Below are 11835 nucleotides of genomic sequence, written 5' to 3'. Positions count from 1 at the left end.
GCTGGATCGGCGACAACGAACCTCTTGCGAGAGTCCGGGGCACACTGCCAGCACCGTCCCAGCAAACTGCGCCCCGAGCCGTCCGACGACAAAGACGAGGTGACCATGACCAATTCCGATGCGCCGACGGGACTGGTGCGGACTGCGCCGCGGCGGCTCGGGTCGAGCGGTCCTGACATCGGACCGTTGGCTCTCGGCCTGTGGAGGTTCACCAGCGACGACGTCGGCGCCAACGCCGTCCTGGTCGAAGCGGGTCTCGAGCGGGGCATGAACCTCGTCGATGTTGCCGACGTTTACGGATTGGACTGGGGCGGCACCGGCTTCGGCAGTTGCGAGGAGAACTTGGGGGCCGTCTTAGGCGCACGTCCCGATCTGCGCCATCGCATGGTGCTCGCGACCAAGGGAGGCATCGTTCCACCGGTGCCGTACGACTCCAGCGCCCTGGCCCTGCGTGCGGCATGCGAGGCCTCGTTGCGCCGACTCTGCACTGATCGCATCGACCTGTACCAAGTCCACCGGCCCGACATGCTCACCCATCCGGCCGAACTCGCTGACACGCTGGGCGGACTGATCGCTGACGGGCTGGTCAACGCGGTCGGCGTGTCCAACTACACACCGGCTCAGACCCGGGCACTCATCGCCCATCTCGACACTCCACTGGTCAGCACGCAACCCGAATTCTCGGCCGCCTGCCTGGACCCGTTGCGCGACGGCACCTTGGACCTCTGCGCCGAGACCGAACTCGTGCCGCTGGCATGGAGCCCGCTTGCAGGCGGGCGACTCATGCAGCAGAGCCCGCTCGCAGGCGGGCGACTCATCGGGGCGAGCGATGGGGTGCGGCCGGAACTCTTGGACACACTCGATCGACTAGCCGAGCGGGAGGGCGTCGAGCGGGCCGCCGTGTGCGTGGCCTTCGTGCTGGCTCATCCGACCGCACCGGTCGCCATTGTGGGCACGCAGCAGCCCGAACGGCTCGAGTCTCTGCAGGCTGCGCTGCGCGTGCACCTCGACCGCAACGATGTCTACGACGTGATCGAAGCTTCCGAAGGCGAGCCGCTGCCGTGACCGACAGCGCCCGGGACAGTGATCGGCCGATGCGATTCGGTGTCATCGGCACCGGCATGATGGGCATCGAGCACATCGCCAACCTGATCGCGCTCGATGGTGCCGAGGTAGCTGCGTACTGCGACAACTGGGAGCCGTCGCTCGAAGCAGCGCACTACCAGCTGGCCTGCAGCGGGCTCGACCCGATCCCCTGCTTCGAAAACCACCGAATGATGCTCGATGCAGGGCTGTGCGACGCCGTCGTGGTCGCCACGCCGAATCATCTCCACACCGACATCGTCCTCGACGTCGCCTCAGCCGGCGTGCCGCAGCTCATCGAGAAGCCGCTGGCTTCCACACTCGACGAGTGTCGCCGCATCATCGACGGGCTCGATGCACTCGGGCCCGCGGCACCGCTCGCCTGGGTGGGCCTCGAATACCGCTACATGGCGCCGGTGGCTTCGCTCATCGAGCAGGCTCACGCCGGCGCGGTCGGTCCCATCCGCATGGTTGCGATCCGCGAGCACCGCTTCCCCTTCCAGCCGAAAGTGCGCGACTGGAACCGATTCAACCGCAACACCGGCGGGACGTTGGTCGAGAAGTGTTGCCACTTCTTCGATCTGATGCGGTTCATCGTGCGTTGCCAGCCGGTGCGCGTCATGGCATCGGGCGCACAGGACTTGAACCACCTCGACGAGAATTACGGCGGCGAGACGCCCGACATCCTGGACAACGCCTTCGTGATCGTGGAGTTCGCCTCCGGCGCGAGAGCGCTGCTGGACCTGTGCATGTTCGCCGACGCCACGCGGAACCAGGAGGAACTGTCAGTGGTTGGCGAGGGCGGCAAGCTCGAAGCGCTGATCCCCGACGATGTGCTGCGTGTCGGCCTGCGCGAGCGGGACTGGATCGGCAACATCACCGAGCGGCAGATCACCAGCACCGCGCCGGTGGTCGGCCATCACCACGGCTCGTCATACATCGAGCTGGAGCGCTTTCGCGACGCGGTGCTGAAGTCGGCCCCAGCCGAATGCTCACTGATGGACGGGCTGTGGTCGGTGGCGATGGGGCGAGCTGCGCACATCTCGATCGACGAAGGCCGGCCCGTGCACCTGAGCGAGCTGCTGACCACGGCGGAGATGAGCCAGTGAGCACCGCGGCGCAGCCTGCGGAGCCGCGGCAATGAACACAGCACCTCCAGAGATCGCGTGGTTCTCGGCACTGTGCGACGACGACTACGAGTTCCTGGGCGTGCCGGACCCGACCTTGACCAGCACTTGGGAGCACTGCGCCGCCATCGTCACCGCAGCCGAGCGCAACAGCTTTGACAACGTGCTGCTGCCCTCGGGATACGCGCTGGGCATCGACGCAACCGCCTTTGCCGCAGGCATCGCGAGACGGACCAACCGCATCAACCTGCTGCTGGCTGTTCGCATGGGCGAGTTGTGGCCGCCACAGCTCGCACGCCAACTCGCCACCATCGACCGGATGGCGGCCGGTCGCCTCACCATCAACATCATCTCCAGTGACCTGCCGGGCGCGCCGCTGCCCTCGGCCCCGCGCTACCAGCGCACCCGCGAGTACATGACCGTGCTGCGGACGCTGCTCGACGGACAGCCGGTCGACTTCGAGGGCGAATTCGTCGCGGTGCAACTCGATCCGCCGCGCATCGGCACGGTGAGCGGGCGTTGCCCGCCGTTCTATTTCGGGGGCTTTTCCGACGACGCAAAGCACACCGCAGCCGTGGCGGCGGATGTGTTCCTCACCTGGCCCGACACCGTGGCGGGCGTCGCGGCAACCATCAGCGAGATGCGAGAGCGCGCAGCAGCAGCCGGACGTGAGCTGAAGTTCGGCCTGCGATCCCACGTGATCGTGCGCTCGACGAACGCCAAGGCGATGGAAGCCACCAGGCGGCTGGTGAGCCAACTCGACGACGATGCCGGGGCGGCGATCCGATCTCGGGCGCTCGACTCGGCGTCGGTCGGTGTGCAGCGCCAAGCCGCGCTGCGAGCCGGCGCCGACGATGACGGCTTCGCCGAGGACGGTCTGTGGACTGGCATCGGCCGCGCACGCAGCGGGGCCGGCGCAGCCATCGTGGGCGACCCCGACGAAGTCGCCGCCAAGCTCGACGCCTACCGAGCCGCGGGCATCGACGCCTTCATCTTGTCGGGCTATCCCCACCTCGCCGAGTGCGATCTGTTCGGACGGCTGGTCCTGCAGACGATGCCCCACCGCCCCCTCTGGCAGCCTTAGGCGCTCAGGCGCGGATGGCGGCTTCGGTCTGGGGATCGAAGAAGTGCAGCCCCTCAACGTCCAAGCTGAGCTCGACCGTCGAACCCGGCCGAGCCGTGCTGCGGGGATGCACCCGGGCCACGACCATGCGGTCCTCGATGCCCTCCAGAGCGTCGGGATCGCCTGCCTCCACCGACGGAGCGTCGAGCGGGAAGTGCAACAACAGATCAGAACCCAGCGCTTCCGACAGCGTCACCACCGCCGAAAGGCGGGGGCGACCGTCGTCGACGGCGATTGCAGCATCCTCGAATGCCTCTGGGCGGATGCCGACCACGACATCGGCTCCGTCGTAGCCCCGCAGCGCAGGATTCGTTTCGAGGTCCTGGTCTTTGAGCGACAGCGTCTGCGAGCCCAGCTGCAGCTTCCACCCGTCAGGGCTGCTTCCCAGGCGGGCCATGCGCAGGTTCATCGCGGGTGCGCCGATGAAGCCGGCCACGAAGAGGTTGTCGGGACGCTCGTAGAGATCGGTCGGGTCGTCCACCTGCTGCAGCAGGCCGTCCTTCAGCACAGCGACACGGTCGCCCATGGTCATGGCTTCGACCTGGTCGTGCGTCACGTAGATGGTGGTGGCGCCCAGCCGGTGCTGCAGGGCAGTGATCTCCGCGCGCATCTGCACGCGCAGCTTCGCGTCGAGGTTCGACAGCGGCTCGTCCATGAGGAACACCGCCGGGTCACGCACGATGGCCCGGCCCATTGCCACGCGTTGGCGCTGGCCGCCCGACAGCTGCGCCGGCTTGTTGCCCAGCAGCGGTTCCAGTTCCAGCAAGCGTGCGGCGGCACGCACCCGCTCTTCGATCTCCGGCTTCGGAACGCCCGCCAGCTTCAGGGGAAAGCCGATATTGCGGGCCACGTCGAGATGGGGATACAGCGCATAACTCTGGAAGACCATCGCGATGTTGCGGTCCTTGGGCTCCACGTCGTTCATGCGCTCGTCGTTGATCAGCAGATCGCCGTCGCTGATCTCCTCGAGACCCGCGACCATCCGCAACGCGGTGGATTTTCCGCACCCCGACGGGCCCACCAGCACCAGGAACTCGCCGTCGGCGATGCCGATGTTCAAGTCAGTGACCGCGACGAATCCGTTCGGGTACTTCTTCGTCAGCCGATCGAGGGTGACGGTCGCCATGGAACCCCCCGGCTCGGACGCGCACGCCTGGTGGGTCGAGGCTAGTCCGCAACCGGTTGCGGACGTGCTCTGACGCACGGCAGGTATGACAGAATTCGCGTCGTGGAAACTCCCAACGTCCCAGCGGAAGACACAGCGGATGTCACCGAGCCCTTCGAGGCCGATCCGCATGCCGAACGCGCCCGACTGCTCGACGATCTGGCCCGCGCCTATCGCCTGTTCGGGGTGCTGCGCTGGGGCGAGCTGGGCGACGGCCACATCACCTGCCGCGACCCGATGCAACCGGATCACATGTGGCTGCTGCGGTACGGGGTGCCGTTCGAGCGGGCCGCTGTCGGCGACCTCGTGCTGGTGGCTCCTGATGGCACTGCCACCGACCAGCAAGGCCAGCCTGCGCCGATCAACAACAGCGCCTACCGCATCCACTACCCCATTCACGAGGCCCGTCCCGACATCGGCGCCGCCGCGCATACGCACACCCAGTGGGGCACGCCGTTCTCGGCCGAGCGCCGGATGATCGAACCCATCAACCAGGAAGCGACCTGCTTCTTCGACGACCATGCCCTCTTCGACGACGGGGAGGTGCAGGTCCTCTCGACCGACGGGGGCAAGCGCATCGCAGCCGCACTCGGCAGCTGCCGCACCGTGATCCTTGCCAACCACGGCCTGTTGACGGTCGGATCGAGCCCGGCCGACGCGGTCGGCTGGTTCGTGCTCGCCGAGCGCGTCGCCGAGGTGCAGATGAAAGCCCGCGAAGCCATCCCGATCTCTGCGGAGGCGGCACGCATCGCCCAGGATAACCTGACCCAAGGCGACTTCGGCTGGCACCTGTTCGGCTGGGCCATCCGCCGCCACCTGCCTCACGAGTTCGCCGACGGCCCGAGCGGCCTGTGAGCGAAGCGAACAAGAGCGGCGAATGAGTCTCTTGACAACGGGAAGCTGCACCCGCTCGCGCAGCCTGTTGATACAGCGGGCTGATCACAAAGTGGCTGAGCAGTGAGCGAACCTGCCGCGACCGGCAATAGTGCACCTCCCTCCGGCACTGCCGGCGACAGCCGGTTGGGACCCTCCCAGCGTGCCGCCTGGCTCGAGGAGCTCAGCGGCGAGCGGGGCGACGGCCGCGTTGACGTGGTCGTCATCGGCGGGGGCGTCACCGGCGCCGGCTGCGCCCTCGACCTGGCGCTGCGGGGCCTCAGCGTCGCGTTGCTCGAACAGCGCGACCTTGCGTCGGGCACCTCGAGCCGATCCTCGAAGCTGATCCACGGGGGCCTGCGGTACTTGCAGCGCCTCGAGTTCGGTCTCGTGAAGGAGTCGCTGACCGAGCGCCGGCTGCTGCTGGGCCGGCTGGCGCCTCACCTCGTCCACCCCGTGCAGTTCCTCTACCCCATCCGGCGAGGCTGGCGAGAACGTCTGCGCACCGGGCTCGGCATAGCGCTCTACAGCCTGATGGCAGGTGGGGGACGCCACGCCCATGGCTCGCACCGCCACCTCGGCGCGCGTGGTACACACCAGTTGGCGCCCGGCCTCGATGCAGGCGTCGTGCGGGGCGGCATCACCTACTGGGACGGCCAGACGGACGACGCTCGGCTGGTCGTCGCCATTGCCCGGACGGCGGCAGCACACGGCGCCCGCATCCTCACCTCGACCCGTGTGCAGGAGCTGATCGTCACCGACGGCGCAGTCCGCGGCGTGATCGCTCACTGCGGCGAGACCGGCCGCACATTCAAGCTGGATGCCGACGCCGTGATCAACGCCACCGGTGTGTGGACCAGTCAAATCGAGCAACTGGCCGAGCGCGGCGCCGACGCTCCCGATCTCGAGCGCACACGCATCCGGGCCTCGAAAGGGATCCACCTGCTGCTGCCCAAGGACCGGATCGATCTGCATTGCGGGTTGATCGTGCCGACGCCGCCCAGCGTGCTCTTCGTGGTGCCGTGGGGTGACCGCTGGATCATCGGCACGACCGACAGCGACTGGGATCTCGACTACGCCCACCCAGCCGCGAGCAGCGCCGACATCGAGCTGCTGCTCGCGCGCCTCAACAGCGTGCTGGCCGACCCGATCGGCCGTGATGACATCTGCGGTGTCTACGCGGGATTGCGGCCATTGGTGGCTGGCGACGCCCCTTCGGCATCCGAACAGTCGGCCAAGCTGAGCCGCGAGCACGCCATTGCCCGTGTGGTACCAGGACTGGTCTCGGTGGCCGGAGGCAAGTACACGACCTATCGCGTGATGGCAGCAGACACCGTCGAGCTCGCGCTGGGAGAAGTGGAGGTGGCCCGAGGGCGCAAAGCGCCGAAGCTCCCCCGCCACCGTCGTGACGCCGCCGCGCGCCGTACCGCCACGCTGGTCACGCCGCTTGTGGGTGCTGGGGGCTACGAGGAGCGGCGGCGGCGCCACGACGAGATCGGTGCCCGAGTGGGGTTGAGCCGCGCCACGGTTGCCCACCTGCTGGACCGCCATGGCGATCAGATCGACGAGGTGACCGATTTGGTCACCGCCCGTCCGGACCTGGGCGAGCCGCTGGCCAACGGCCACCTCTACCTGCGAGCCGAGGTGACCCATGCAGTGCGCAGCGAAGCCGCCCTGCATCTCGACGACGTGCTGACGCGCCGCACGCGGTTGTCGGTCGAGTCATGGGATCGCGGCGTGGACATCGCTGCAGACACGGCCGAATTGATGGGCGCCGAACTCGGCTGGTCGCCCGAGACGATCGAGCGCGAGGTCTGGCACTACCAAGCACGAGTCGAGGCCGAGCGTGACAGCCAGACCCGCCCCGACGACCAGACCGCCGATGCCGCACGCCTCGGCGCGCCCGACATCCGCCGCTAAGAGCCCCAGCGGATAGACGGCGATGCCCGGCAGCCCCGACGGCCTGGACTTTGCGCAGAAATGCCGCCACAGACGGCAAAATTGCACAAAGAAGACGTGACAGCAACTTTCCGAGACGTCACCTATCCGCGCGGCCTCTAAGCACACCAACGGCAATGGGTCGGCGGGTCTCTTAGAGCGTTAGCGGATTGGGCGGTTGTGGGGTTGCCAGCGGTTGCGGTGGTCGATGAGTTTGAGGGTGACGATCAAGGCGACGGCGAGGGCGAGCTGGGCGAGACGGTGCTCGGGTTTTCGGTCGGTGTTTCGTCGCAGCTGTCCGTAGTTGGACAGCCATGAGTTGGTGCGCTCGACGCGCCAGCGCAGCCCCAGCGGCGCCGGGACCGGCTCGGCGGGGCCGTGGTGGCCGGGTTTGCGTTTGGGGGGCCGCACCAGATCGGTGATCCCGACCGCGGCGGCCGAGCGGTCCACGCGGGCGCCCCAGTAGCCGCGGTCCAGGTGCAAGGTCTCGGTGTCGTGATGGAGCCCTTGTCGTTCGATCTCGGCGATGGTGGGGCAGAACAGCATGATGTCGTTGCGGTTCGCGCCCGCGGCGGCCCACCCGACCGGGATCCCCGCCCCGTCGACCGCGATCGACCACTTCCAACCCGACTTGCGCCGGTCGACGGGGCTCTTGCCGGTCCCTTCGCCGCCGCAAGGGGCTTTGTGGGTGGACCCGTCGACGCACACATCATCGAGATCGAGTCCCACGATCCGGTCATAGGCAGCGACCGCTTCGGCCGCGATCCGCTCGAACACCCCAGCAGCGACCCACTCGTCTCGGCGTGCGCGCAGCGTCGTGTCCGACACCTGCCATCCCAGCAGCGCCTCCGCGGACTGCCACGAGCAGCCCGTCGCCAAACGCACCAGGATCCCCCAAAAGCACAGCCGGTCCGGTATCCGGGGCCGATGCCCCCTGCGGGGGCCGCGCACCGGCCGCGCAGGCAGCAACGGCTCGACCGCCGCCCAGATCACATCCACCACCTCAGGCTCCAAAGCGCGCATGATGAAACCGGCCTCCACGGGTTGTCTTGTTCGGGACAACCCGACCAATACACCGGGGAACCAGCCAACCCGTGGATGGCCAATCCGCGCGGCCTCTTAGATTGGCACGATGGTCGTTGAGTACGAAACCCGAGGGCGGGTCGCGATCTTTACGCTGAACCGGCCCGAAGCCCGCAATGCCATCAGCCACGAGGTGTCTTCCGCCATGGAAGCTCACCTTGACAGCTTCGAGGCCGACCCCGACGTTTGGGTTGGGATCCTGGCCGGAACAGGCACGGTCTTCAGCGCTGGAGCCGACCTGAAGTCGGTTGCAGCCAAGAAACCCATCGAGACAGAGAAGGGCGGCTTCGCCGGGCTCGCCCGCTATCCCCGCACTAAGCCGCTCATCGCGGCGGTGGACGGGGCTGCACTGGCCGGCGGTCTCGAGATCGTGCTGTCGTGCGACCTCGTGGTGGCCTCGCCCCGAGCCCGCTTCGGCATTCCCGAGGTGAAGCGATCACTGGTGGCCGCTGCGGGAGGACTGTTCCGGCTGCCGCAGGTAGTGGGCCGCAACGTGGCGCTGGAATTGGCCATGACGGGCGACCCGATCTCGGCCGAACGCGCCTACCAGCTCGGGCTCGTGAACGAGATGGCCGGCGAGGGCGAGGTGATTCCAGCAGCCATCACACTGGCAGAGCGGATCATCGCGAACGCTCCGAAGGCCGTGCGCGAGAGCCGAGCGGTGGTGCTGGAAAGCCATGCGCGCTCGGAGGACGACGGCTGGGAAATCACTAGGGACCACTTCCGCAACATCTTGGGAACAGAAGACTTTCTCGAGGGGCCACGGGCGTTCGTCGAGAAGCGCGAACCCTCCTGGACCGGTCGCTAGGAGGCCGAGCACAGCAAGGCCCGCGGCCCCAGCGGCCTGACCGCGCAGCGAACACGAGCGGGAGGCCCCCGAGCGCAGCTCGTGGGCTGTCATCGGCCGCGCTCTCGCTCAGGCAGACTCGCGGTCAGCCCATCTGGGTTCAACGAGGAACCCAGCACTCCGAGGAGCACGCTCATGGCCTATTCCGCGCCGACTGATTCGTTCCGATTCGATGAGTTCCGCGCTGCGGTAGAGGGAAAGCGGGTACTGATCACCGGTGCCGGCAAGGACGGCGGCATCGGCCAGGCATTCGCGCTCAGTACCGGGCTGAACGGTGCCGACTCGGTCGGCGTGCACTTCCATCGCAGCTACGAAGATGGCTTCGACCTCATTGCCCAGCTGCGTGAGGAGGGCGTGCACGCGTTCCCCGTGCAGGCCGACGTGACCAATCTGCGCGACCTGTGGGCGATCCGCAGCTACGTCATCGACCAGATGGGCGGCCTTCCACCGAACCTGGTGATCTGCAACTCCGGGCTGACCGAGTCGGGCTACAACCTGGGGCGCACGCTGCGGCAGGTCGAGGGCGAGTCCACGTCGCTGCGGCGCGCACGGGTGCGCCAGCACTTCATCGACAACCTCGAGCAGTCGCGGCTGGTGCTCAACACCAAGGTCGACGGCTTCTTGGCCTCGACGCATCTGTGGGCGGGCGAGGCGGTCTTCGCCGGTGAGCCGGCGCAGATCGTCTACGTGTCCTCACGTCAAGCCGTCGACCCGGGACCGGCCGTGCCGGGCTATGCACTCAGCAACTGGGCCGTGCTGCAGCTGCCCAAAGTGTTGAAGGTGAATCTGGGCCGCAGCGCCGATCTGGTGAGCTGTTTCACTCTGCTGCTGCCGTTCGTGCGCACTGGCATGACGAACGAATACGCAGGCAACGAGCGAGTCTTCGGTCGATGGCAGCCCCGGATGCTCGAGCCGTGCGAGATGGCCGAGGCGTTCATGGCGCTGCTGGCCAGACCGACCGAAGAGACGGACGGCTCGATGTATGAGCTGATGGTGGGTACAACCGGTGACGCCGACGAGCCTGAGCCTGCTGGCCCTGCCGCCGTGGAGCTGGTCTGGCATCGGCTGGCGCTGAACCTGGACGAGCAGCCGGTCGACTGGAGCGCGGCGGAGCCACTGCGTTTCGCCTGAGCAGAGCATCGAGTCTGACAACGACTTTGTGCACAAAAAGCAACGAGAGTTATCAGCGTTCAGCCTGCCAACATGACGAGAGCCGCACCCCGAAGTGTGCGGCTCTCGTGGGACTAGCGCTGGTGCGCCGAGTTGGACTCAGACCCACCTCGGACGGTTCGACGGTTCGATTCCGTCTAGTTCCACCAGCGACCCTAAGGCCGCACTGCCAATCTACACAAGCGAATTCCTCGCCACAGCACTGCCGGCCTGCACAGGGCACTCTACATCGAACGTTAGGGAACCTTTACATCTGGCGGAAACTCTGGCTATAGTGCGGCGCCATGCACACGCCCCCGCACTGGCATTCACGTCGGACGTCTTCACGCGTAACCCGCCAGCCACGTCTTCGCTGGACGGCGCTGGCCGTAGCCATCGCAGCGATTGCCACAGCGTGCGGGTCGGCGCGCACGTTGGAGGGGCCAGCCGCGGCGATCTTTGATGGCGAGTGCGCGTCCGAGGCTGACCTGCGACTCACCGTCTACTCAGGCCGCACCGAGAACCTCATCCAGCCAGTGCTCGACGCCTTTTCATGCGAGACCGGCATCGAGGTGGCGGTCCGCTGGGGCGCATCGACCGACTTGGCTCTGCTGCTGGCCGAAGAGGGCGACCGCACGGCGGCGGACGTGTTCCTGTCGCGCTCGCCTGGCCCGGTGGGATTCCTCGAAGGCAAGGGATTGCTCACAACGGTCGACGGCGACGTGCTGGGGCTCGTGAGCCAGGAGAACCGTTCGGCTGAAGAGACGTGGGTCGGGTTCACCGGCCGCAAGCGTGTCCTCGTCTACAACCTCGACAATGTCGCATCCGATGAGCTTCCCGCTTCGGTCTTCGATCTCACTGACGAGCGTTACCGCGGCCGGGTTGCCATCCCTGCGACCAACGGTTCGTTCGTCGACTGGTTCACGGTGTTTCGCGACCAGCACGGCACCGACGTCGCCGCCCAGTGGCTCGATGACATGGTCGCCAACGATGCCCGCTACTACCCCAACAACCGGTCCATCGTGGAGGCCTCAGGTCGCGGCGAGATCGACATGGGCCTCGTGAATCACTACTACCAGTATCAAGTTGCCGAAGCCTCCGGCGACGACCACAGAGCAGCGAATTGGGATTTCGACGGCGACGACATCGGTTCGCTGCTGATCGTCACCGCCGCGACCGTGACGGCGGCCAGCGAGAACACCGAAACTGCCAACGACTTCATCGCCTACCTGCTGAGTGAATCCGCGCAGCGCTATTTCAGCGGCGAGACACTCGAGTACCCGCTCGCCGCGGCCGTCGCCCCCGCCGATGTCCTGCCGGCGTTGGGTGGTCCTGAGATCGGGAGCATCAACTTCGACTCGTTGGGCGACGGCTTCGCCCGCTCCACGGAGATCATCGAGACAAGCGGCATCCTGAACGAGTGACGCTGAACAATTGACGATGGGCG

General features: G+C 67.1%; 10 protein-coding genes and 1 tRNA gene. 9 read left to right on the top strand and 2 right to left on the bottom strand.

The features are described from left to right. Positions 1-105 precede the first annotated feature (105 nt). Genes ACOCMM_RS03670 through ACOCMM_RS03660 form a run of 3 tightly spaced genes read left to right on the top strand, consistent with a single transcriptional unit; the run spans position 106 to position 3294 of the window. Positions 106-1065: an aldo/keto reductase gene (locus tag ACOCMM_RS03670; protein WP_419551836.1), complete on the top strand. Its 960-nt coding sequence runs from the start codon at positions 106-108 to the stop codon at positions 1063-1065. A gap of 29 nt (positions 1066-1094) precedes the next feature. Further along, complete coding sequence (locus ACOCMM_RS03665; RefSeq protein WP_419551835.1) at positions 1095-2192, top strand: Gfo/Idh/MocA family protein; 1098 nt, start codon at positions 1095-1097, stop codon at positions 2190-2192. Between the two features lie 31 nt (positions 2193-2223). Beyond that, entirely contained in the window at positions 2224-3294 is a 1071-nt protein-coding gene (locus ACOCMM_RS03660) for an LLM class flavin-dependent oxidoreductase (protein WP_419551834.1), read from the top strand. A gap of 4 nt (positions 3295-3298) precedes the next feature. On the opposite strand, the gene ACOCMM_RS03655 is transcribed toward ACOCMM_RS03660, so the two are convergent. Next, entirely contained in the window at positions 3299-4459 is a 1161-nt protein-coding gene (locus ACOCMM_RS03655; protein WP_419551833.1) for an ABC transporter ATP-binding protein, read from the bottom strand. Between the two features lie 102 nt (positions 4460-4561). Between ACOCMM_RS03655 and ACOCMM_RS03650 the strand changes: the two genes are divergently transcribed. After that, positions 4562-5353, top strand: coding sequence for a class II aldolase/adducin family protein (locus ACOCMM_RS03650; RefSeq protein WP_419551832.1), 792 nt, complete (start codon positions 4562-4564; stop codon positions 5351-5353). Positions 5354-5518: 165 nt separating this feature from the next. Next, positions 5519-7291 carry a glycerol-3-phosphate dehydrogenase/oxidase gene (locus ACOCMM_RS03645; RefSeq protein ID WP_419554818.1) on the top strand — a complete coding sequence of 591 codons (1773 nt, stop codon included), beginning with the start codon at positions 5519-5521 and terminating at the stop codon, positions 7289-7291. A 180-nt stretch (positions 7292-7471) separates the two neighbouring features. On the opposite strand, the gene ACOCMM_RS03640 is transcribed toward ACOCMM_RS03645, so the two are convergent. After that, positions 7472-8350: an IS5 family transposase gene (locus tag ACOCMM_RS03640; protein WP_419551831.1), complete on the bottom strand. Its 879-nt coding sequence runs from the start codon at positions 8348-8350 to the stop codon at positions 7472-7474. A 91-nt stretch (positions 8351-8441) separates the two neighbouring features. On the opposite strand from ACOCMM_RS03640, the gene ACOCMM_RS03635 reads away from it, so the two are divergent. The 4 genes from ACOCMM_RS03635 to ACOCMM_RS03620 all read left to right on the top strand — a co-directional run bounded on the left by ACOCMM_RS03635 (position 8442) and on the right by ACOCMM_RS03620 (position 11812). Further along, positions 8442-9200, top strand: coding sequence for a crotonase/enoyl-CoA hydratase family protein (locus ACOCMM_RS03635; RefSeq protein WP_419551830.1), 759 nt, complete (start codon positions 8442-8444; stop codon positions 9198-9200). Between the two features lie 174 nt (positions 9201-9374). Beyond that, the gene (locus ACOCMM_RS03630; RefSeq protein WP_419551829.1) at positions 9375-10370 is read left to right on the top strand and encodes an SDR family NAD(P)-dependent oxidoreductase; all 996 of its coding nucleotides are present in this window, start codon (positions 9375-9377) and stop codon (positions 10368-10370) included. Between the two features lie 109 nt (positions 10371-10479). Continuing rightward, positions 10480-10558: transfer RNA gene (locus ACOCMM_RS03625), tRNA-OTHER, on the top strand. A 135-nt stretch (positions 10559-10693) separates the two neighbouring features. Beyond that, on the top strand, positions 10694-11812 hold the full coding sequence (locus ACOCMM_RS03620) for an extracellular solute-binding protein (protein WP_419551828.1): 1119 nt from the start codon (positions 10694-10696) through the stop codon (positions 11810-11812). The last annotated feature ends 23 nt before the right edge of the window (positions 11813-11835 follow it).

This window comes from Candidatus Poriferisodalis sp. (assembly GCF_965198245.1).
Classification (GTDB): Bacteria; Actinomycetota; Acidimicrobiia; order Acidimicrobiales; family Poriferisodalaceae; genus Poriferisodalis.
Note: the sequence above shows the minus strand (reverse complement) of the source record. Positions and strands in the feature narration are given on the sequence as shown.

What these genes read in the sequence shown, in the direction of transcription:
- ACOCMM_RS03670 (WP_419551836.1), top strand. Translation starts at nt 106, where the DNA reads ATGACCAATTCCGATGCGCCGACGGGACTGGTGCGGACTGCGCCGCGG.
- ACOCMM_RS03665 (WP_419551835.1), top strand. Translation starts at nt 1,095, where the DNA reads ATGCGATTCGGTGTCATCGGCACCGGCATGATGGGCATCGAGCACATC.
- ACOCMM_RS03660 (WP_419551834.1), top strand. Translation starts at nt 2,224, where the DNA reads ATGAACACAGCACCTCCAGAGATCGCGTGGTTCTCGGCACTGTGCGAC.
- ACOCMM_RS03655 (WP_419551833.1), bottom strand. Translation starts at nt 4,459, where the DNA reads ATGGCGACCGTCACCCTCGATCGGCTGACGAAGAAGTACCCGAACGGA.
- ACOCMM_RS03635 (WP_419551830.1), top strand. Translation starts at nt 8,442, where the DNA reads ATGGTCGTTGAGTACGAAACCCGAGGGCGGGTCGCGATCTTTACGCTG.
- ACOCMM_RS03630 (WP_419551829.1), top strand. Translation starts at nt 9,375, where the DNA reads ATGGCCTATTCCGCGCCGACTGATTCGTTCCGATTCGATGAGTTCCGC.
- ACOCMM_RS03620 (WP_419551828.1), top strand. Translation starts at nt 10,694, where the DNA reads ATGCACACGCCCCCGCACTGGCATTCACGTCGGACGTCTTCACGCGTA.